This is a genomic window from Candidatus Moraniibacteriota bacterium (assembly GCA_016699425.1).
Taxonomy (GTDB): Bacteria; Patescibacteriota; Minisyncoccia; order Moranbacterales; family UBA1568; genus SSEF01.
Map to the genome: position 1 here is coordinate 398121 of CP064975.1, position 20813 is coordinate 418933.

20 protein-coding genes are annotated in these 20813 nt (G+C 50.2%); 5 read left to right on the forward strand and 15 right to left on the reverse strand.

Going from position 1 to position 20813, the window contains the following annotated elements:
* The first annotated feature begins 30 nt into the window (after positions 1–30).
* Genes IPJ68_01955 through IPJ68_01965 form a run of 3 tightly spaced genes read left to right on the forward strand, consistent with a single transcriptional unit; the run spans position 31 to position 3627 of the window.
* On the forward strand, positions 31–939 hold the full coding sequence (locus IPJ68_01955) for an NAD-dependent epimerase/dehydratase family protein (protein ID QQR79015.1): 909 nt from the start codon (positions 31–33) through the stop codon (positions 937–939).
* Positions 940–949: 10 nt separating this feature from the next.
* Positions 950–2356 carry a polysaccharide biosynthesis protein gene (locus tag IPJ68_01960; GenBank protein ID QQR79016.1) on the forward strand — a complete coding sequence of 469 codons (1407 nt, stop codon included), beginning with the start codon at positions 950–952 and terminating at the stop codon, positions 2354–2356.
* Between the two features lie 5 nt (positions 2357–2361).
* Complete coding sequence (locus tag IPJ68_01965; protein ID QQR79017.1) at positions 2362–3627, forward strand: oligosaccharide flippase family protein; 1266 nt, start codon at positions 2362–2364, stop codon at positions 3625–3627.
* On the opposite strand, the gene IPJ68_01970 is transcribed toward IPJ68_01965, so the two are convergent.
* From IPJ68_01970 to IPJ68_02040, 15 genes are all read right to left on the reverse strand, one after another.
* A complete protein-coding gene (locus IPJ68_01970; GenBank protein ID QQR79018.1) occupies positions 3585–4781 on the reverse strand; it encodes a glycosyltransferase in 1197 nt (398 codons plus the stop codon). The genes IPJ68_01965 and IPJ68_01970 overlap by 43 nt on opposite strands.
* Positions 4778–5584, reverse strand: a complete 807-nt coding sequence (locus IPJ68_01975) for a methyltransferase domain-containing protein (GenBank protein QQR79019.1) — start codon at positions 5582–5584, stop codon at positions 4778–4780. Before IPJ68_01975 ends, IPJ68_01970 begins: the two co-directional genes overlap by 4 nt.
* Positions 5581–6264 (reverse strand): class I SAM-dependent methyltransferase, encoded by a 684-nt coding sequence (locus tag IPJ68_01980; protein QQR79020.1) that lies wholly within the window; start codon positions 6262–6264, stop codon positions 5581–5583. Before IPJ68_01980 ends, IPJ68_01975 begins: the two co-directional genes overlap by 4 nt.
* Position 6265: 1 nt before the next feature.
* Positions 6266–7258: a glycosyltransferase family 4 protein gene (locus tag IPJ68_01985; GenBank protein QQR79021.1), complete on the reverse strand. Its 993-nt coding sequence runs from the start codon at positions 7256–7258 to the stop codon at positions 6266–6268.
* 3 nt (positions 7259–7261) lie between these two features.
* Positions 7262–8050 carry a glycosyltransferase gene (locus IPJ68_01990; GenBank protein QQR79022.1) on the reverse strand — a complete coding sequence of 263 codons (789 nt, stop codon included), beginning with the start codon at positions 8048–8050 and terminating at the stop codon, positions 7262–7264.
* Entirely contained in the window at positions 8047–9150 is a 1104-nt protein-coding gene (locus IPJ68_01995; GenBank protein ID QQR79023.1) for a glycosyltransferase, read from the reverse strand. Before IPJ68_01995 ends, IPJ68_01990 begins: the two co-directional genes overlap by 4 nt.
* Positions 9140–10234 carry a methyltransferase domain-containing protein gene (locus IPJ68_02000; protein ID QQR79024.1) on the reverse strand — a complete coding sequence of 365 codons (1095 nt, stop codon included), beginning with the start codon at positions 10232–10234 and terminating at the stop codon, positions 9140–9142. Before IPJ68_02000 ends, IPJ68_01995 begins: the two co-directional genes overlap by 11 nt.
* A gap of 40 nt (positions 10235–10274) precedes the next feature.
* Positions 10275–11408, reverse strand: a complete 1134-nt coding sequence (locus IPJ68_02005; GenBank protein ID QQR79025.1) for a hypothetical protein — start codon at positions 11406–11408, stop codon at positions 10275–10277.
* 29 nt (positions 11409–11437) lie between these two features.
* On the reverse strand, positions 11438–12169 hold the full coding sequence (locus tag IPJ68_02010; protein ID QQR79026.1) for a hypothetical protein: 732 nt from the start codon (positions 12167–12169) through the stop codon (positions 11438–11440).
* A gap of 12 nt (positions 12170–12181) precedes the next feature.
* Positions 12182–13339, reverse strand: a complete 1158-nt coding sequence (locus IPJ68_02015) for a glycosyltransferase family 4 protein (protein ID QQR79027.1) — start codon at positions 13337–13339, stop codon at positions 12182–12184.
* A gap of 6 nt (positions 13340–13345) precedes the next feature.
* Positions 13346–15496 carry a hypothetical protein gene (locus IPJ68_02020; GenBank protein QQR79028.1) on the reverse strand — a complete coding sequence of 717 codons (2151 nt, stop codon included), beginning with the start codon at positions 15494–15496 and terminating at the stop codon, positions 13346–13348.
* Complete coding sequence (locus IPJ68_02025) at positions 15489–15854, reverse strand: DUF2304 domain-containing protein (protein ID QQR79029.1); 366 nt, start codon at positions 15852–15854, stop codon at positions 15489–15491. Before IPJ68_02025 ends, IPJ68_02020 begins: the two co-directional genes overlap by 8 nt.
* Positions 15855–15866: 12 nt before the next feature.
* Entirely contained in the window at positions 15867–16568 is a 702-nt protein-coding gene (locus tag IPJ68_02030; protein QQR79030.1) for a glycosyltransferase family 2 protein, read from the reverse strand.
* Positions 16549–17295 (reverse strand): glycosyltransferase, encoded by a 747-nt coding sequence (locus IPJ68_02035; GenBank protein ID QQR79031.1) that lies wholly within the window; start codon positions 17293–17295, stop codon positions 16549–16551. The genes IPJ68_02030 and IPJ68_02035 overlap by 20 nt, the downstream gene beginning before the upstream one ends.
* An 80-nt stretch (positions 17296–17375) precedes the next feature.
* Positions 17376–18311, reverse strand: a complete 936-nt coding sequence (locus tag IPJ68_02040) for an NAD-dependent epimerase/dehydratase family protein (GenBank protein ID QQR79032.1) — start codon at positions 18309–18311, stop codon at positions 17376–17378.
* A gap of 232 nt (positions 18312–18543) precedes the next feature.
* Between IPJ68_02040 and IPJ68_02045 the strand changes: the two genes are divergently transcribed.
* Together IPJ68_02045 and IPJ68_02050 are read left to right on the forward strand one after the other, a co-directional pair.
* A complete protein-coding gene (locus IPJ68_02045; GenBank protein QQR79242.1) occupies positions 18544–19470 on the forward strand; it encodes a glycosyltransferase family 2 protein in 927 nt (308 codons plus the stop codon).
* A gap of 22 nt (positions 19471–19492) precedes the next feature.
* A complete protein-coding gene (locus tag IPJ68_02050; protein ID QQR79033.1) occupies positions 19493–20803 on the forward strand; it encodes a UDP-glucose/GDP-mannose dehydrogenase family protein in 1311 nt (436 codons plus the stop codon).
* Positions 20804–20813 lie beyond the last annotated feature (10 nt).

The following is a 20813-nucleotide window of genomic DNA, read 5'->3' on the forward strand; positions in this document are numbered from 1 at the left end:
ACAATGGCTTTATGAAAGCTTTTTTGTTGTATGCTTGATCGGTACGATTCAATTCTTATCGGTGGATCTGGGTTTGTTGGTACTCAATTGGGTGCACATTTGGCCAGAACTGGTGAGCGGGTTTTGAATGTGTCTCGGCGCCCACCTGCAGAGCCTTTAGCCGGCGTGGATTTTGTCCCGATAGATTTTGAAAACCAAGAAGCAGTAGCGAGCTTTACACTCCCTCATGCAGATTCGATTATTATATTGATCGGACAGATTGGCCCAGGTTTCGATCCTGAGTCCGACCGGCGTGCACGCCGAACTATTATTGATCTTGTGAACGCTCAAACGGAGCTGATGAAAGTGCTGTATTGCTCAACCACCCTCGTCTATGGCAACAGTGATACGCCAGCGGAGGAATCTGATCCGCTTCAAGCGATCGAACCATATGCGAAGCATAAGGCGGAAAATGAAGATTTTCTGAAAAAACATCTCTCCCCGAGGCATCACCTCGGTATCCTAAGACTGTCCAATGTTTTCGGGGATACCCGGAGCCGGGGATTCGTATCGCTCGTCATGAATCGAATCCTCGCATCCAGTACGGAGAAGTTTCGAGTCAATGGTGATGGGAATCAGGAGCGTGACTATATCTACATAGACGATCTAGCAGAGGCGATTGCGAGCGTCAAAGCTCGTCTCGTAGGAAATGATACGGTGAATATCGCGACAGGGGAGAGTCGGACACTTGTCTCGGTCCTGGGCACGGTCCAGTCGGTATGTAGTGAAAAGCTCGCATTTGAAGTCACTCATGAGCCAGTGCTCGAGGCAACACGGATACGGGTTTCCAATATGCGCCTCTGGGAAAAATATGGCTATGTCCCTCGCCATACGTTTGCCGAGGGTGTGGCGCTGATGTGGAAGCACTCACGGGCTATCAAGATGAACCATCCATATTAGAAAACAGATTATGAACCAGCACAATATACTGATTGTCGGAGCAGGTCGAGCGGGACGGATTCTTGCTCGTGACATAGCTACTCACCATCACGATTGTCACATGGTTGGTTTTGTCGACGACAACGTAAAGGTTTCTGGAGCAGTACTCGGAGATATTAGCGCGATGCCAAAACTCCTGAAGCTGTGGCGAGTCGACGAAATCATCATCGCTATTCCATCGGCTGACGGTGCACTTATCCGTCGGATTCTGCTTACAAATATCAAAAACCGGATACCAATCCGTATCGTACCGCGTGATCAAAGAATTATTAGTAAGAGCGATGTACGGTATGCAGAGGTCCGTTCACTTGATCCGGAGGATTTTCTCGGTCGGCCATTCAAGCGGCAGCATGTTGACCGGCTGACTGATTACTATCGAGGAAAGACGGTGTTCGTTACTGGCGGAGCAGGATCAATTGGCTCAGAGATCGTCCGTCAGCTTATCGATCTCCAGGCGAAGCAAGTCATTGTGTATGACAATTCCGAATACCTCATTTTCCTTCTCGAGCAGCAGTTGAAAGAACGTGGTCAGCGCGATAAGTGCGAACTTATCGTTGGGAGTATCCTGCATGACAATAAGTTACTCGCGCTCCTTACTCGTTTCAAACCGGATATCGTTTTCCATGCGGCAGCGTACAAACATGTCCATCTCATGCAGGACAATATCGACGAAGCTGTCTATAACAATGCCATTGGTACGCGGCGGGTCATTGATGCGGCGATGGCTGCTGCTGTCCCGCAGTTCACATTTATCTCGACGGACAAGGTCGTCAACCCGACGAGTGTGATGGGTGCGACAAAAAAACTTTGTGAATACTATATTCAATCGCTTCGAAATACAAAGACAAAATTCAATATTGTCCGTTTCGGAAACGTCATCAATTCGAACGGGTCGGCTCTGCCACTTTTCGAGCGTCAAATGGAACTGCATGGTTATGTAACCGTGACCCACAAGAAAATGCAGCGTTTTTTCATGTCGATCCGCGAAGCGGCCTCACTCGTCATTGAAAGTACGGCGGATGGAAAGCCGAATGCAATCCATATCTTGAATATGGGCGAGCTCATCAATATCTACGATGTGGCACTCTGTCTTATCCGTTCCAGGAATCATGTGCCTGATGAGGATGTAGAGGTTCGGATTACTGGGCTCCGGAAAGGGGAGAAGATGATCGAGGAACTCTACACCGAAACAGAGAAGGGGAACCTGCGTCAACTTAAAGGTGGTAAAAGTATCTATACGTTAAAGAATGAAGAAGAATGTCCAGTCGATATTGTCAACGTGCTGAATGAATTAGAGGCTATCGTAAAAGAAGTGGATGCCAAAGGTGATCTTCGAAAAAAAATTCGCCAGATATTTCCTTCACTCAAAAAGATCTAAGTCTCATGTACAAGCAACTTGTAGATTTTACAAGTAGAATATTGAAAGTAGACGCGGGATATTTTTTCCGGAATGGATTCTGGGTGTCATTTCGTTACGCCTTTGTTTCAATTATTGGCCTAGCGACGACAATTGTGTTTACGCGGATGGCCCCCAAGGAGGTGTATGGCGCGTATCAGTACATCCTCTCTTTTGTTGCTTTCTTCTCTTTCCTTTCTCTCCCAGGGATGAATATAGCTGCCCTCAAGTCTGTGGTGAATGGTAATGACAGTGCGGTTTTCCAGGCGATTAAGTGGAGTTTCCTTTCCGGACTTCTCGGTATCCCATGCATTATCGGTTACAGACTGTATTATCAAGGCACGCAGGAAATACCAGCAATTCTTTTTATTATTATTGCCCTTGCTTTTGCCCCATACTATGCACTCAATACGTGGTACGTATTCTATGAGGGTCGGCAAGACTTTTTTTCAGTCGCCTGGAGAGCACTTTTTGCTGTAGTAGTTAATTTCCTAGCGCTTTGGATCGCACTTTTATTTGATGCGTCGCTTACGATGCTCATAGCAGTCTATTTCGCTACGGGAATCATTACTTCAGCAGTATTCTGTTTTGAAATATGGCTCAAAACAAAAAAGAAACTCCCATCCGTACCTCCTTTATCCGAAGACAAACTAGATGCCCGTTATGGCTTAGCCGCGACTGCGCAAAAACTAATTTTTAACGCTTCTGAAACCTTACCCCTCATGACCATCGGTTCGGTTTATGGATTTGCCGAGGTTGCAATTTTTCAGGTTGCATTTTTTGTCTACTCCAGTATAAGTGGATACATCGGAGCGCTCATAGCCATGTATCTTCCTCGATTATTTTCCGGCACGCGGCTTGAGAGAGGGAAAATGATCACTCATAATCTGCTTTCTGGGTTGCTCATCGCGGGCGGGATGGCGCTCTTCTTAGTTGTTCTCTTCCCATTTTTATTTGGCGATGGTTATCGAGAGAGCGTGCGCATCGCCTGGTATCTCCTCCCGATAGTAGTACTCCTTCCACTCAAGAGTTACCTCACGAGCTACTTTACCGCAAATCATCGAATCACCCTTTTGATCGTTACCTATTTGGTCGGAAACGTTCTGGCTGGCATCATATTTTACTTAGTTCGCGCTGAAGGCGCAGGTATCGCTGGGAGCCTATACGTAGCAACACTTGTTCTGATAACTACGATACTTCTGTTACTTAGCTATTTTCCAGATGCCGCTTCAAGAAAAACAGCCTCTATTTGATCAGAAATTTTCTGAGCTGCAAATTTTCGTTCGTAGAGTTCAATTGAGGACTGAGAGAATCGAGAAAGAAGGGTGTGGTCTAAAAGAAATCTCTCCACGGATGTCTCGATGAAGCTCTCAATTGGTTTCATTTTTCCCTCATCTTGGAATCGAAAAAGATCGGTATAGAAATCGGCCGGACTATAGTATTTTCCTAGCATTCGGTATGTTTCAGGGTCGTAATCTTTAAGCGGATGATCGGGATAGACGAATCCGTTCTCATTATCGATAACCATCTCCGTTGTCGCATACTGGTCTGTCGCTATGATTGGCATACCATGTGCCAGTGCCTCGATAAGGACGAGGCCAAAACCCTCGCGAAAAGTTGGGAGAACAAAAATATCATGTGTTCGGTACATCTCCCGCATTTCTGCTTCATTTAGTTTTGCATCAATGAGAGTGAGTCCAGGAATTGATCGTAGATAGTTCAAGTCCTGTTCTTTAATCATACGAAGAACGGTTATGATGGTCAGCGTGACATTGTGGTTCTTCTTCCTTAATGCCTCGAAACCGTGGGCAAGCTCGATTCCGCCCTTCATGTAAAAGAGCCCAGCAAAGAGAAGTTTGAGAGATCCCGACCAGCCTTTTGGCGGTGCTGCTGTTGTATCAACGAGTGGGTACACTACGCAAGCTTTTTGAGCGGCGGCGGTGGTTATCCAAGACGGGTAATGAACGGAAGCAAAGAAGCTTTTGCGCGAAGCTTCGCTCATAAAAATGAGCTGTTTGCATTGCGGGGAGAGAATTGATAACGCGATGATGAACCGAGCGATAGGATTTTTTGCTATACCAACGTCGTAACTGAACGGGGCGAGTCCTGTCTCGAGGTATGTGACAAACGGACGGTTGGAAAAAAGGAAACAGCCATAGGTGAATAGTACATCACCGCTAGTCGTAAGCTTGATCCTAATGTTGGGTATTCCCAAAATGCGACGTAATCTGACAAACCACGAATCCTTCCGTCGCCGCATCTCTCGATCAAAATCTGGCAACGATGCGTAGCTGAACTTTTTGGTCTTTGATTGTTGCCAAACAAAGTCGACTTTTTGTAGACCTCTGCCAAAGTTTAGTATGTGTTGACGTAAATATGGCTGGAAAAGCAATACGATCGGTTTCATGATCGTGTTTTTCTGAGTACAAGGAGAATGGAATGGCTGGAGTAAGGAGCTAGGAGGCGTGCGAGAATGAAGCTGAGAACTTGCGCAAAGATATTCTTTCCCGCGTAGATAGATTTTAGCAAGGACTGAACAGGGCCGGTGAGCTCGTCTTTTGCTCCTTTTAGTCCTTCTAGTGGACGTTTTTCGACGAGTGTGAATCCGTGACCTTTCAAATCTTTAATAACTAACTCTTCGGGAAGGGCAAACTGATAGAAATTCCCATTCTTTATTAGCTCCGAATTGAAAATCAAAAACTTCGATCGACGAGCTTTGTTTCGGCGAAGTTTTGACATGTGGGGAAAGGTAAGAAAAAGATATCCATCTGGCCGGACGACACGAACCATTTCCTTGAGGATAGCCTCGTAGCCGTCATAAAAATGTTCGATAACGCCGAGTGACCAGTATCCATCAAAAGTGTTATCGGGATATGGTAGCGATCTAACATCACCGTGTTCAAAGTGGTGTAGCGGAAAAAGGGATTGGAGGCGATCTATGATATTTTCTGCAAAGTCGATCCCATAGGCCTCATAGCCACGTTCCTGAAGTGAATAGACGAACTGCCCCTTTCCACAGCCTCCCTCGAGAATTTTTGAACCGAGGGGAAGGTATTTTTTTGTGGTTGGATAGACGAATCTTTCATGGATCCCTGCGGTCACATGTTTTTGTAACTGCTCATCTTGCCATTGCCGATCCCAAAAATCTGGCGTGGCGGATTCGGCAAAAAAAACAAGTCGATTGTGTGACGGATCAAAATATTTCATCATAATCCGGTCGGTTTTTTGGCGCGAATTACCATCTCATTGAAGAGCATTGACGGAAGGTACGGTACGAGAAATCGATGTCGGCCAAGAATGAGAACCGTCAAAAAATCATTTATGTTGAATCCAGCTTTCTTCAACATGAAACGGATGAGTCGCGGGGTGAAGAAAGTGTGGTGTTTGTAGAATCCGGATGTCATGTACATGCCTTCTTGATGAGAGATGCCGAAGAGCATCTTGACGCGCGAAACGAGTCCGACATCACTCGGAATAGTGATGAGCATAGCGCCGCCTGGTTTCAGAACGCGGCCAGATTCGCGGAGGAGGCCGATCGGGTCGAAGACATGCTCGACGATATCGCCAGCCCAAACGATGTGAAAGGTAGCATCCGGAGGGGGAATACCTTCATCCAGATTAGCTCGCTTCGCATCGATCCCACGTGCAACAGCTTTTTTTACCGCTTCCTCTGAGAAATCGAGTCCAGTTACGTGGTAGCCGAGATTCTGTAAGTTTTTACTAATTCGTCCACTACCGCAACCAATGTCGAGTACGTGGACGGCATTATTTGGAAGCCCAAGTTCGCTTACTGTTTTTTTGAGGAGGTCGAGCATGAGTCGCTCTTCCTTACTGACTGTACAAAAGTCCTCGTTGGCGTATCGTTGATTCTCTCGGTCTTCGGGTTTCATTTCAATGGTTGTCAGTGAGTAAAGTTTCGTACGAACGTATCATGTTATCGAGATTGTACGTGGACTTAGCTCGTTTGTGGGAGTTCTCAGACAAGGTGAGGAGATCGGTAGTTACGTCGTGTATCGCATCGGCGAACATCCTATACTGGTAGCCGGAAAATGGATACGCGTCTCTATAAGGGTCCGAATCATTCTGAACGGCGACTGTTTTTCCATTGTAGCCGGATTCGATGAGTTCTGGAATGCTCCCTCGCTCGAAGGCAACCGTCGGTAATCCAGCCGCCATAGCTTCGAGAACACTATTTGGGCAAGCCGACTGGTCGGAAAAGAGGAATATGTCGTATCCCGAAAGTAGCCCCAGCATCTCATCATTTTTTCGTTTTCCCATGAAATGGATATTGTCAGGAAGACCTTCGAAGAGCGACCGGAGATTCTCTGTGTAAGAACCGTAGATGTCGAGCAGGAAGGCCTCGGGATCGAGGTGCTTTACCGACTCCACAATCGGTTCTATCTGGTCGCGGCGGCGGAACTTGGCAAAGGTGACAAGTTTTGTCGGGGGACTGGAGCTGAATGGATTTCGGGCTTGTATCTTTTCAACGTCGACACCATTGTAAATGACAGTGGTATGCTTCGCTCCAGTCTTTCCGATAAAGAGTTCGCAGGAACGTTGGCTGAAAGTGCTTTGGTAAATGACGGTGTCAGCGAGGAATCGATGAATGATCCACATCTTCAGATTGTAGAGTGGATACAGTCGACCGGCTGGAGTGGCAGGATGATACACGCCATCAAGGCGCTGGACAACCTTTTTTCCGATAAGTTTGGCATATAGAGGGATCCAGAGTGGGCAGTCCGCGATGATAAGGAGGACATCGAAATCACTCTGAAATTGATTGAGTAACGTATGCCCATGAACAGAGATGCGGTCACGAAACTTTGCCGCAAAGGTCGCGGTGCCACCGATGTCTTTAATTTCAAATGGAAGGAGGATTTTCATAAACTAGCCTAAATATTTCCGTTTGAGATGGCGTAGCCAATCAGGAGCGAGGGCAACGGCAAGCGGTTCAAGTATGAAGCGGTATTCGGTAAAGGGTCGTTGGTAGTGCTTGAGATATTTGAACTGCGTCTTTACGCACTGCAACATCTGCTCACGCTGGCGGCGGGCAGTGAGGGTTCCTTCAGTCATCCGAAAACAGAGTATTTCGGGAACATTTGCGAAAACGGTTTCCGGGAGGAGACGGAGCCAGAGGTCATAGTCTTGGCCATAACGTATGGTTTCGTCATATCCGCCGAGGTGTTTTACTATGTCGGTCCGGAAGAGGACGCAGCTATGCGCGAAGGGGTTACGTTTGAAGATCGACTGCCTGATTTCAGTATCAGTCTCGGGTAGCGATAACCGTTTCGATCCATGGGAAGAGATGTTTTCATACCAGGATCCAATGATTCCGCATCCCGGATGTGAATCAAAATATTCCAATTGTTTTTGGAGTTTCTCGGGATGCCACCAATCATCGGCATCGATGCGCGCCGTGTAGGGTTCGCTGATCACTGCAAGTCCCGCATTGAGGGATTGGGTAAGGCCAAGGTTCGTTTGGTTCTTGATGATCGTGAACCGTGATTCTCCGAAACGCGACTGCCAATGCGTGAGACGAGCCCCAGTATTGTCACTTGAGGCATCGTTAACCGCTATTATGCGGAAATCCTGAAAAGTCTGCGCCGAAAGGCTCTCGAATGTCTTGTCGAGCGTCTGTTCAGCATTAAAGAGAGAAATAAGGACAGCGCATTTCATATAGAGTGAAGGAAATCATTCCAGTCCTGCGCAATTGAGACCAGTCCATGGCGGACTTTGATGGTGGTTTTGGCCTGTACCATGATGCTCTGAGCGGCAGCTGGATCAGTGATAAGTTGCTTGATAGCCTCTGAAAGACGACTAACATTTTCTGCTGGGACGAGGAAACCTGTTGTCTCATGTTCGATGCAAGCGCGGTTTTCGGGGATATCGGTCGAGATGACGGGGACGCCGGCGGCCATTGCCTCTAGGATAGCATTGGACTGGCCTTCGAAGAGCGTCGGCAACACGAAGAGGTGGGAGAGTTTCAAAATGGCGGGTACGTCGCTCCGTCGACCGAGGAGTCGGATGGCGTCCTTCGAACGAAAGGAGGCGATTATGGTCTCTATATTCCTTCGCTCTTTACCGTCTCCGACCAGGAGGAGTCGTAGATGCGGGAAGTCTGGCCAGAGAGCTTCGAAGGCTTTCAGCAGAAATTCATGACCCTTATTCGGGTGGAGATTGGCCACGCAGGTGATGACGAAATTATCCGGACCGATAGTGAGCGTAGCCCGAAGTTCTGGATCGGGAGTGAGTTGGTCAAAGTACCCGGTATCGATCCCATTTGGGATGACCGTGATGTTTTCAGCTGCTACGCCGATACGCTGGACGTAAAAGTCTTTGACGGCTTCAGAATTGGCGAGATAGCGCCGAACAAGAGGTTTCGAGAGCCATTCGAAGATCCGAGCAATCGCGTAGCGGGGATGATTGAAGGTGGTTCGGAGGAAAGGGACGATCGGTGCATGAGTGGCGCCGATGAGCGCGAGGCGGCCGAGGACGTCAGCGTGAAAGAGATAGGTGATGATGATATCGGGATTCTTCTCCTGGACACGTGCTCTGAGCCGTCGAATTCCAGCAGGGCTCAGTAGGTGGTGAGTGTTGATCGATTCCACCGGGATGCCGACCGGCCTGAATTTCGGCGCGAGCTCACCCGGTTCTTTCAGGGTCAGAACCAGGTGTTCAAAGTCAGAAACGAGCGGCAGAGTGCGAAGCAACATGTTCTCACAGCCGCCGTTTCCGAGCGAATGGATGAGGTGGATGATGCGGCGCCTAGTTGCCATAGATACCCGTTGCGGTGATACCGGCCTCTGGATGCTCGTATGATTTTGTATTTTTCAGATGTGCCGCTGCGAACCACTCCTCAATTGTTTCGACGAAATAGTAATTGCTTTTTGGTGTGGCGAGGACATCAAAAGCATCATTCAATTTCATATTGAACGGGAAATGGCGGTAGTAGTTGAAGGGAAGTTTTTTCTCAAGATCGGGGAAACCAATATCGGCAATCCAGCGACCGAAGAGGTTGATACCATGGACGACTCCGCCGGGGAGATAACAGAGCTTGTACAGGATTGGCTTGGGAAGGTGTCGGAGGACGGCACGGAGTGGCTCGTAGAAATAGAGTGCCCGCCCATTGTCTCGGCGATTGTACACCCAGATAAGGAAACGCCCGCCTTGTTTCAGTACTTTCGGAAGCGCAAGAAATCCTTGTTTCGGCTCGGGTAAGTGGTGGAGGACGCCGATGGAGTAGGCAAAGTCAAAGGCTCCATGGAACGGCATCGCATAAATGTCGGCCTGGATGATGCAGGCATTCGGTAGTTCTTTTGTCATCTCGTAAGCGACAGCGACGCTTTCGCCAAGGTCGGAGCCGATCGCCATCTCAGCGCCAGAGAGCGCAGCCCATTTCGTGAATCGACCGGACCCGCAGCCAATATCGAGCGTACGCTTTCCGGTGAGATCCGCTTCCTTTACAAAAGGGCTGAGGAAGTGGAGGAAGTTCTGTTGCTCATAGTCGTTCTCGCGATAAATGTATTTCCATTCGTAGGCGAAACTTTCCCCGGTCTTCTTTTGATGGGCGAGGAAGGCATCGAGATCATTGATCGCATCAATCGCGCCCTGCCACTCAGCCTCGGCGCTTGCCGTAAGTCGTTCACGATACGTGCGGAAGAACGTGAGCTTTTCCTGGAGCATGTTCTGTCGAAGTTCGCCTACGAGGAAGCGCGGAATGCCATCAATGATTGGGTACCAGTTTGAGTTGCTCTCGAGGACGCCATCGACTACGTGTTCGCCGTCTTTTTTGAAGGCATTGAGGGTAATGGCTGAACCATCGATGGGGTCCGAGAACAGACTGATGAATCGTTCACGCATACGGAAAAATGTCAGGAAAACGGCTGATTACTAGGGTATTTTACCCCTTCCCGAAGTATTCTTCAAACCAGAGTTCGAGGGTGAGGAGAGCCCAGATATGAGGCGCAAAATTGATGTTTGTCTGATTGTGTTGGTCAAGGATTCGTTTCACGGCATCTCGTCGGACGATTTCCCTTCGAACGAGCTCGCCATCCTGGAGTTTGACATAGGCATAGTCTCGGAGTTCGTTCCGAAACCAGTGATCGATCGGGACGCCGAAGCCCATTTTGGGCCGATCCATCACTTCATCTGGGACGATGCCGCGGAGCGCTTCTTTCAGGATATATTTCTTGTTGTTGACTCCCTTCAGCTTGAGCTCGAAAGGGATCTTGGCGGAGAGTTCTAGAAGATGGTGATCGAGAAAAGGCGATCGGCCTTCGAGGGATACCGCCATGGTAGCGATATCGACCTTGGCAAGGAGATCTTCGGGGAGGTAGGTGGCAAAGTCAGCATAGAGAGCCTGTTCAGTCCGGTTTCTCGAACCTGACTCAAGAAAGTGTGTCGCTATGAGATCGTAGGTATTTGCATCCCAAACTTTTGATGCAAAGCTATCTGTGTACAGTTCAGCCTTCTGTTCATTGGTGAAGTAGGAAGTAAAGCCCATGTAGCGCTCACGATAGTCCGTTGAAAGTGTTTTCGTCAGGCGATGAAAGCGACTCGTGAGTGTATTCGGTACAGTATCAGCAAGGAGCTTTGTTACCGGAACACCGATAGTTTTTGCGAGCCAGGAAAAGTGTTCAAGGAAAAGCGAAGCCTGAAGTGCAGCATAGCGCGTGTAGCCAGCAAAGTTTTCGTCGCCTCCATCGCCATTGAGTGCTACGGTCACATGTTCACGCGTGAGTTTGGAGACATAGTAGGTCGGGAGCGCGCTTGAATCCGCATAGGGCTCCTCATAGTGTTTGACGAGCATGGGGAGAAGGTCGATAGCATGTGGCTCGACCACGAACTCGGTATGGTCAGTACCAAATGCTTCAGCGACTCGCTTCGCATAGGGGAGTTCATTGTATTTTTCTTCTTTGAATCCGATGGAAAATGTCTTTATCGGCTGTGCAGAATTCCGTGCCATCAAAGCGACGACAGCACTTGAATCGACCCCGCCCGAGAGGAAGGCTCCGATCGGTACGTCGGAAATCATGCGGAGCTTCACTGATTCCTCGAGCGTGCTTATGATACGGTTCTTCCAATCTTCTTCCGGGAGATCGAGCTTCTCGAGTAGTCGAGCTTCCAGTAACGTTCCTTCTGGAGAATTTTGGTCTTCAAATCGAGGTGTAGATAGTGACCGGGTTCAAGCTTGGAAATCCCGACGAATCCAGTCAAAGGAGCTGGGACATACTGAAGTGTCAGATAGTGGTGTATTGCTACATAGTCAGGTTCGCGCTCGTATTCTGGCTGCGTGAGGATGGCTTTCAATTCTGAAGCAAAGAGAAACATCTTCCCATCAAAAAAATATTTGAGGGGCTTCTTGCCGACGCGATCGCGGGCCGCAAAGAGCACTTGCTCTCGCTCATCATAGATCGCAAAAGCGAACATGCCACGCAAATGATCGACGCATTTCTCTTGGTACTTGTCGTACAGCGCGAGGATGATTTCGGTATCGGAGTGCGACTGGAACGTGTACCCGTCCTTTTCGAGGAGCGCGCGTTCCTCTTGGAAATTGTATATTTCTCCATTAAAGACGATCTCATAGCGATTCATGTAGCGCATCGGCTGATGACCAAGCGGAGAAAGGTCAATAATAGCGAGCCGGCGATGGCCAAGTGCGACTGACCGGTCGGGCGAGAGGTAGGAACCACTATCGTCTGGTCCACGGTGACGGATGGCATCGCACATCATCTCGACGGATTCAATCGAGACCGGTGTATCAGAGAGGGAGATTTTTCCAGCGATACCGCACATAGGCCTTTAGGATTACTTTGATTTCCGAGAAATACTCTTGAAGATGTCGAGATATTGCTTGACGGCATTCGGCCAGGAGAATGTATTTTGTACGGCATCATGCGCACGTAGGCCGAGCGAACGCCGCAGCTCGCCATCATTGGCGAGGAGTTGTAGTTTTTCCCCGAGCGTTCTGATATCACCGACTGGGACGAGGAAACCATCGCTATTTCCAGTGATGATCTCTGGTGTTCCACCAACGTCAGTGGCGACGATCGCTTTCTTTAAAAGTGCGGCTTCGATGACAGAGGTCGGGATACCCTCGGAATAGCTCGGATTGACGAATATATCAAACGACTTCATCAACCCCAATGCTTCGGGGAGTGGTCGATGACCGAGGAGCATGACAGAGTTCTCGAGGGAATGCTCTTTGATGTAGGTCTCCAGTTTCGTCCTTTCTGGCCCGCTGCCGATGATGGCACAGGCGAGTCGTTTGTCACTGATACGGTCTAAGGCTTCGAGTACATGGATCACTCCTTTGCCATCGATGAGACGTCCGAGATAACCGATGATGATTTGATCGGGAAAACGTTCACGAATCTCGTTTTGTACAGGGGCATGAAGTATTTCATCGGTCTCGACGCCACGATAGATGGTGGTGCAATCCGTGCGGCCGGAGAGTTTGGTCACAAATGCAGATGAGGCCAGTGAATTCGCCACCACCCGGTCTGCTTGACGGAGCGTGAAACGGCCAAGGGTCCAGTCATAGAGCTTGCCGATTGAGGATTTCAGAGCTGAATGAAAGTGGACGAAATCCGAGCCGTGCTCGACGTGGAGCCAGGGGAGCTCTTGCGAACGAGCGAATCGCCATGCCATGAGTGAAGTGAAGAAGAATCGCGTGCGCGAGACGAGATGGGATGGCGTACTGTTGAGTGCCTCTCGCCACAGTTCCCAGAAATCAGAACGCCAGAATTTCGGGATAGGATAGTTATGTATCGGTTCGAAGGCAGGAAAACGGAGGACGGTAATGTTGCCTTTGGTTTCACGGACCGGGGCAGATACTGGGAGCCGTGGTGTGAAAACCAGAATACTCTCGACGGAGGGCGCGATATGTCGGTTGAATTCGAGGGCATGCGTTTCAAGTCCACCGATATGCGGTGGATAGAACGGGCAAAAAATGAGGAGTCGCATATGGCTTTATTGTATCAGCTCCCAAATGACTACTTCATCCTCGGGGAGGGTATAGACACGCCGAAATTCGCCTGGGTAGCGGTCGAATACCGGTAGGTCTCCCGGTCGGATGGTTTCCTGCGCTTTCATGTACGGACGATTCGCATACGGACTCTCAGTATTGGGCTTTGCATAGTAGATATAGATTTTCGGATCACTTTTCTTTGTATCGGTCTGGGGAGCAGTATCGGAAAAATTTGAGGATAGAAAAGTACGAATAAGCGTATCGTTTGCCAAGAGATCAGTAGTAATTCGCCCCCTTTCGTTAATCGGGTCAAGTGAGATGATGCGTTTGAGCGAATTATCCAGGTTTGTGATCAACGTCGCAAACGAGCGACGATAGATCTGATTCTCATTGGGAAGATTCTTACGGGCTGTTTCAAAGACACGGATATCTCGATAGAAAAGCGGGTCATTAATCTCGATGGCTGCTTCGGTCTGCGAGTGGAAACGAATGAGATTCCAGTGGCTTCCCGTGAGAATGATCCGGTTTGTGGGAAGTGATCCACGTATCCATTCTGCTGAGGAAATCTGTGTTGGTGTGATCAAGAAACGTTTTTCGCTATTGATGTAGAGCGCCGCTCCAGCATTCAGCAGCGCGGTACAAATGAGGATAAGTGATAGAGCGTTCGGCCAAAGACGCTTGGTGCTCCCGGCAAGCGCGATCATGACGAACGCAACAACAGTAAATCCAAAGAAACCCATAGCGCGCTCGGGAAGAAGGGCGATATTGAAGAGTCGTGGGAAAACCTCACCCATGAAAAAAAAGAGGATGAGGAGGCATGTGAGAAAAACAAGTGATGCGTGCTCGGAAACGGTTCGTTCAAGAGGAATAAGTACCGGTGGTCGCCTACGATGGAAATGCCATCCGAGTGTGAGGAGACTTGCTCCGACCAGTGGTCCAAAGTAAAACGCGTAGTATCTGAGTACGCCCTGCCAGTCCCCCCATCCAACGGCATTACCGTCGACATTGATATAGGTTACCGGAAAGGCGAGATTTGGTTGGAGATGAATGATGCTCCGGAAAATTTTATCGGTCCAGCTTATGAGGAACCGTCCTATCTCGAAGAATGCCGGAAAGAGGTGGCTTGTGATGAGTATCAAGGCAAGGATTGCTGCGAGTGGGTTTTTCCTGATGTGTCCAAGGAGCTCGATACGATAGAGAAACAGGGTAAGCCCAATCCAAGGGAGGAAGAAAAGTACGGCCATCTCGTGATAGAGCATCGAGAGAAAGAAGATACTGCCAGCCAAAAAATAGAATATGGGTCGCCGGGCGATCAGTGAATAGGTGATGAAGTAGATTCCGGAAAGAAAGGAGAGATTGAGAATAGTTTGCGGTATCGAGGAGAAGGAGTAGAGGATAAATGACCCGCACACGGCCGGCATGAGAAAGACGAGCAGAGTGTCAAAAAATCGCCGCATTCGACTGGCGACCAGTGCGGCAGGGATAAGGACGACGAGTGCAAGTGACGGCAAGAGGTATTTGAAGTATGCGTAGAGGTCAATTCCAGCGGTCTGAAAGAAAACGTAGCCGATTGATGAGAAGAGGGGTCGATGGAGTCGTATATCCGTGACGAGGTTTTCGGTGTATTCAGTTTGGAATTTTTGTAGCCAGTAGTAGGGGTCAAAATCAGGTAATGCGTAGTAGGCAGTTGTTAGGTGAAAGAACAAAACGGCGTAGAGAGTAGCCGCCAGGATTGCTGCGGGGAGAAGGTGTGGCGAATATGCTGTATCGGGCGTATCTTCCCAGAAATAGGGATGGATCCAGATGGCGATACAGCTCGTCGCTCCTGCGAGAAGAATTGGGACGAACCGTAGCCAGTCCGTCGTGGCGTGAGCCGAAAGGGTTACAGTGAGCGGCGCAGCAAAAATTGCTATGAGCACGATGACAGCAAATTTCTCAAGGAGTGATAATCGGTTTCGGCTGACCGTTTCGAGAGTTGCGGTGATATTCTGGCCATTCAAAAAAAATGCGATGCCGAGCGCGATGAGCGAGTGGATATAGCCGCCGATGATACTCTCCTGAAGCGTCGGCAAAAAAAGAAAAAAACCATAGATCCCAAAGGCGATCGTATTGATCCAGAAAAGGAGTCCGAAACCGCGATTCGTCTTAGTCATGCAATTCCGGCGTTTTCAGTTTCTTCAAGGCATCTTCACGGGTGAAGAGTGTCACCTGCTGTTCAAGACGTTCGATAGCGGAGAGGAGCTTGAAGATCATGAGGAAGACCAGGATAAAGCCGGTGAGGATGACGGCGTTGATATTGCCCTGGATGCCGATGAGTTCGGCGAGGACATTGCTGAAATTTGGAAAGAGAGCGATCGTCGCCATGCCGCCCCAGACGACGATGCGGACACCGAGCTTGAGGATGGTTTGATGATTTTTGCCCTTGAAGTAGTCGCTCACGCCCTGATAGAGCATGAAGCCTGCGAGGATCAGGATGACCACTTGATAGAGCCGAAGCGAGCTAAAATCCATACGCGTGATGATTTAGGAAATAAGGTTCCAAACGATTTTGTAGAATGTCTTCAGGCCATTGACGAATCCTTGCTTATGGAGCTTTCCCATGGAGTAGTCAGTGTAGCGCACCTCGATGGGAACCTCCTGATATTTTAGCTTATACTGGTAGATCTCCCGAATGACTTCGCTGTCGTATTCGTAGCGATCAGTTTTGGTGTTGATGAGTTCGGAGGCATGGCGCGAATAGGCACGGAAACCAGACTGGCTGTCTGAGACCCATAGGCCGTAGAAGTACCAGGTGATGGCATTGCCCACCCAGTTGGCGAGGAGCTTGTGCCAGGGCATGCCCCGGAAGTCCTTCAGTCGAGTACCGAGAACGACATCGCAGTGCTGCTTTTGGATCGGTTCGACGAGTCGGGAGATATCGGCGGGATTGTGTTGACCATCACTATCCATCGTGACGATGATATCAGCACCCAGAAGTTTGGCCGCTTCAATGCCGGTTTTGGTGGCTGCCCCTTTGCCACGGTTCAACCGGTGTCGGAGAGCGATGACTCCCGGAGTAGCCTGTGCGACCGTGAATGTCGCATCGCGGCTGCCGTCGTCGACGACGATGATCTGGCGATGGCCGGCTGATTGGATTTCATGGAGGACATCACTGAGCATCTGGGATTCATTCCAGGCCGGGAGAACGATACAGACGAGATCAGGGCTAGTGGTTGAGGTGGTCATAGCGGCCAAGGGATTCATTCCAACGAATTTTGATGAGCGCGCCGAGCATATTGAGTGAGTCACGGATGATGCGGACATTGGTGTTGCGAGCATCTTTCAGGATACGGACGGGGAGGATAGCGACACGCAGGTTCATCCGGCGGGCGAGGAAGAGGAGCTCGGCATCGAAGGCGAAACGATTGATGGTGAGCGCTTCGAAGAGCGGCCGGGTTTTTTCACGGCGGAAGAGTTTGAAACCACACTGGGTATCCGAGAATTCGAAATTACCAAGGAGGAGTATCTGTAGAACATGGAAGATTCGGGCGGTCAGAACACGGTGAAAGGGTGTTGGTTCCTCGAACACTGTCCCAGGGACGAGACGTGAGGCGATCGCCATGTCGGCATGCTCGATAGCGGGGAAGAAATTATCGAGCTCGGTGACAGCGATCGTGAGGTCGGCATCGATCATGAGGACGAACTCGGAATTGGCGGCGAGAAATCCGGCTCGGACCGCAGCTCCTTTTCCGCGGTTCAACGGGAATTCGATCAGATGGATGGGCAGCGCCGGATAGGCCTGCTGCATGCGTCGCATTTCAGCGGGGGTTCCGTCCGGGCTACCATCAGTGACGACGATGATCTCGTAGTGCTCGAAGCGGGTTCGGACAAATTCATCAACAATCAACACGTTTGCCGTGATGACCTCACGTTCCTTGTAGCAGGGAATGATGACAGAAAGGGATGAAAGCATTACTAAAAGGCTTAGAGAAAGCAAAACATGCCATGAGTATAGCATGTTTCGGATGAAATTTGCAGTGGTAATTGTGAGGGCTAGCTTTCTCGAGAGCGAGCCTTGAACCAAGTCGCAGTCGCCACGAGGCCTTCGGAGAGGGCGACTTTCGGTTCCCACTGGAGGACGGTTTTGGCTTTGCCTGCGGCGAGTGCACTCGCTTTTATTTCCCCGGATTTGGCCGGCCCATGCGATTCTTCGAAAGCTTTGCCAAATTGCCAGTTGAGCATGCGGAAGATGTCATTGACGCTCGTTTCGATGCCCGTTCCGATATGGAAGACACCTTCGGAGATGGTTGCATCAAGTGCGAGCATATTTGCTTGGGCGACATCGCCGACATAGACATAGTCGCGAGTCTGGAGACCGTCGCCATTGATGGTCGGGGTCTGGCCATCGAGGAGTCGGGTGAGGAAAATGGAGACGACTCCAGCCTCGCCATGGGCGTTTTGCCGTGGTCCATAAACATTGGCATAGCGCAGCACGATATAAGGCAATCCATGCACCTGATGGAAGAAGCGCAGATAATGCTCGGTGGTGAGCTTGGCGATGCCGTAGGGTGAAAGGGGTGCCGCCGGCACGGACTCCGGAGTGGGTCGAGGCGCTGTATCATCGAACATGGCCCCGCCCGTGGACGAAAAAATAAACTTCTTCACTTTATGCTTGGCAGAGAGCTCGATGAGGGAGAGGCTACCGAGGATATTGGTCGCCGCGTCTGCCGACGGATCTTCGACTGAGGCTCGGACATTGATCTGGGCGGCGAAGTGGAGCACGGCTTCGGGTTCGGTGGTCTCGAAGATCTTTTCAAGCCGTTTCCGATTGCCAATGTCAACTTTGTAGAATTTGGCGCGACGATTTACGTTCTCTTCGCTCCCGCTCGACAGATTGTCGATGATGGTGACGCGATGACCGCGATCGATGAGAGCGTCGGCGACATGGGAACCAATGAATCCGGCACCGCCGGTGATCAATATTCGCATAATAGGGATGAATGGATTGAAAGTAAGATTCGTGTATAGGATTCGATGCCTGGGTGCGGTTCGACCGAGGCGCGCTTGGTCTCGGAAGCAGCAAATCAGTATATTTGTTTCAATTATTGATATTGCCGGAAAAGACTCATTTTGTCAAGATCGCACGAGTTTTATGCGTACAAACCATTTTGCTAAGAGCGCATATATCCGCTACCATAAAGCCATGGAAAAAAGTGATACGATGCTTTCGGTTGTGGTTCCGCTCTACAATGAGGAGGGGAACGTTTTCGAGTTGCATCGTCGAATCAAATCAGCCCTGGAGGAGATCGGAAATCCCTATGAGATCATCTTCGTTGATGATGGCTCAAAAGACAAGACCCGCGCTGAGGCGATGGCCTGCACGCCGGTAAAGTTGGTTGTTTTCCGTAAGAATTTCGGGCAGACAGCGGCTTTCGACGCGGGCATCAAGGCTGCAACCGGCGGCATCATTATCACGCTTGATGGTGATCTCCAGAATGATCCGGCCGATATCCCGCTCCTCCTCGAAAAGATTGACGCTGGGTATGACGTCGTTTCAGGCTGGCGGTACAAGCGGCGGGATCCCTGGAGCAAGACGATCCCTTCCCGGATTGCGAATTTTCTCAGGACCTGCCTGATTCACGATCGGATTCATGACTCGGGCTGCAGTTTGAAGGCGTATCGGAGAGAATGTTTCAATGACGTCGATCTCTTCGGTGAGATGCACCGGTTCATCCCGGCCATTCTCCAGCTCGAGGGGTTCCGCGTGGCCGAGGTGAAGGTCAGTCATCACCCACGTCTTCACGGAGTGACGAAATACAATTGGAAGCGGGGCATGAAAGGCTTCGTCGATATGCTCGCCATCTGGTTCTGGCGGAAATACTCGCATCGTCCGCTCCATCTGTTCGGAGGGGTCGGGGTCGTTCTGTTCCTCCTGGGATCAGCGATTCTTCTCTGGATGCTCGCGTTGAAGCTGTATTTTGGCGCCTCACTCGCGGAACGCCTCTGGCCGCTCGTCGGCATCTTCTTCACCCTCGTCGGCATCCAATTCTTCATCTCGGGCCTGTTGGCGGATATTTCTGTGAAGAGCTACTATCAAGCGCGTGGTCGGATGAATTACAACATCCGCGAAGTAATCACGAATCGATAAGCTAGACGGGAACATTACGGTTATGAAACTCTCCTTCCTCGGGACTGGCTATGTCGGGCTGGTATCAGGCGCCTGCATGGCAGAGATCGGGCATACTGTAATCTGTGCCGATGTTGATCGGGCCAAGATCGCCAAGCTCAACAAAGGAGTCATTCCGATTTATGAAATTGGCCTCGAAGAAGTAGTAGAACGGAATGTCCGCGAGGGCCGGCTGACTTTTACGACGAATTTGAAAGCGGCGATTCAACAGTCGGAAGTGATTTTTATGGCGGTCGGTACGCCCGAAGATCCTGTGACCGGTGAGGCGGACTTGAAATATGTTGTCTCGGCGGCTGAGGCCTTTGGCAAGTACCTAAACGGCTATAAACTTTTCGTTGACAAATCGACAGTCCCCGTCGGGACTGCAGAGGAGGTCACTCGTGTCATTCAGCGGGCGTCTCGAGGGAAACACTCGTTTGAAGTGGTCTCTAACCCGGAATTCCTCCGCGAGGGTGCAGCGGTAAAGGATTTCCTCAACCCGGACCGGATTGTCGTCGGTACCGCATCAGTGAAAGCGAAAAAGATTATGGAGCGTGTCTACCGGCCGATTGCTCGGGCGGGACGGCCGCTTATGCTGACCGATGTCCGGAGTGCTGAAATCATCAAATACGCCGCGAATTCCTTTCTCGCGATGAAGATCACCTACATCAATGAGGTGGCGAATTTCTGTGAGCTGGCCGGTGGCGATGTCAAAGAAGTAGCGCGCGGTCTCGGTTATGACAGCCGTATCGGATCGCGGTTTTTGTATGCGGGTATCGGCTATGGTGGCTCCTGTTTTCCGAAAGACGTGAAGGCCTTCATCCGGACTGGACAGGTGTTTCACTCACCTTTCCGGTTGCTTGAGACTGTCGACGAGGTGAATGCGCTTCAGCGGTTGCGTCCCTTCATGAAACTCCAGGACTTGTGGGGCGAGGATATGAAAGATAAAACGGTGGCCGTCTGGGGGCTGGCATTCAAGCCGCGGACTGACGATGTGCGGGAAGCTGCTGCGCTCCTCAATATCGCTGCGCTCCTCAGGGCCGGGGCCAAAGTGCGCGCCTTCGATCCGGTGGCGATGGAGAATGCTGCTCGGGCTCTTTCGGGAAAGAGGTTGGTGTATACGAAGAAGGCGGTCGATGCCGTACGGCGGGCCGATGCCCTCATCATTGCGACCGAGTGGGATGAGTTCCGTGTCCTCGACTTCGCAGATCTGAAGCAGCGGATGAAGGGGGACATCATCTATGACGGTCGGAATGTCCTCGAGCGCAGTGAAGCCGAAGCAGCTGGTTTCGTCTATTACGGCATTGGGGTCTAATCATTGCCAA

Coding starts and splice junctions, on each gene's coding strand:
- IPJ68_02010 (QQR79026.1), bottom strand. CDS start 12,169: ATGTGCGGTATCGCTGGAAAAATCTCCCTCTCTGATACACCGGTCTCG.
- IPJ68_01960 (QQR79016.1), top strand. CDS start 950: ATGAACCAGCACAATATACTGATTGTCGGAGCAGGTCGAGCGGGACGG.
- IPJ68_02015 (QQR79027.1), bottom strand. CDS start 13,339: ATGCGACTCCTCATTTTTTGCCCGTTCTATCCACCGCATATCGGTGGA.
- IPJ68_02000 (QQR79024.1), bottom strand. CDS start 10,234: ATGCGTGAACGATTCATCAGTCTGTTCTCGGACCCCATCGATGGTTCA.
- IPJ68_01955 (QQR79015.1), top strand. CDS start 31: ATGCTTGATCGGTACGATTCAATTCTTATCGGTGGATCTGGGTTTGTT.
- IPJ68_02045 (QQR79242.1), top strand. CDS start 18,544: ATGCTTTCGGTTGTGGTTCCGCTCTACAATGAGGAGGGGAACGTTTTC.
- IPJ68_01995 (QQR79023.1), bottom strand. CDS start 9,150: ATGGCAACTAGGCGCCGCATCATCCACCTCATCCATTCGCTCGGAAAC.
- IPJ68_01990 (QQR79022.1), bottom strand. CDS start 8,050: ATGAAATGCGCTGTCCTTATTTCTCTCTTTAATGCTGAACAGACGCTC.
- IPJ68_01965 (QQR79017.1), top strand. CDS start 2,362: ATGTACAAGCAACTTGTAGATTTTACAAGTAGAATATTGAAAGTAGAC.
- IPJ68_02025 (QQR79029.1), bottom strand. CDS start 15,854: ATGGATTTTAGCTCGCTTCGGCTCTATCAAGTGGTCATCCTGATCCTC.
- IPJ68_01980 (QQR79020.1), bottom strand. CDS start 6,264: ATGAAACCCGAAGACCGAGAGAATCAACGATACGCCAACGAGGACTTT.
- IPJ68_02005 (QQR79025.1), bottom strand. CDS start 11,408: ATGATTTCCGACGTACCGATCGGAGCCTTCCTCTCGGGCGGGGTCGAT.
- IPJ68_01985 (QQR79021.1), bottom strand. CDS start 7,258: ATGAAAATCCTCCTTCCATTTGAAATTAAAGACATCGGTGGCACCGCG.
- IPJ68_02035 (QQR79031.1), bottom strand. CDS start 17,295: ATGCTTTCATCCCTTTCTGTCATCATTCCCTGCTACAAGGAACGTGAG.
- IPJ68_02030 (QQR79030.1), bottom strand. CDS start 16,568: ATGACCACCTCAACCACTAGCCCTGATCTCGTCTGTATCGTTCTCCCG.
- IPJ68_02040 (QQR79032.1), bottom strand. CDS start 18,311: ATGCGAATATTGATCACCGGCGGTGCCGGATTCATTGGTTCCCATGTC.
- IPJ68_01975 (QQR79019.1), bottom strand. CDS start 5,584: ATGATGAAATATTTTGATCCGTCACACAATCGACTTGTTTTTTTTGCC.
- IPJ68_02050 (QQR79033.1), top strand. CDS start 19,493: ATGAAACTCTCCTTCCTCGGGACTGGCTATGTCGGGCTGGTATCAGGC.
- IPJ68_01970 (QQR79018.1), bottom strand. CDS start 4,781: ATGAAACCGATCGTATTGCTTTTCCAGCCATATTTACGTCAACACATA.
- IPJ68_02020 (QQR79028.1), bottom strand. CDS start 15,496: ATGACTAAGACGAATCGCGGTTTCGGACTCCTTTTCTGGATCAATACG.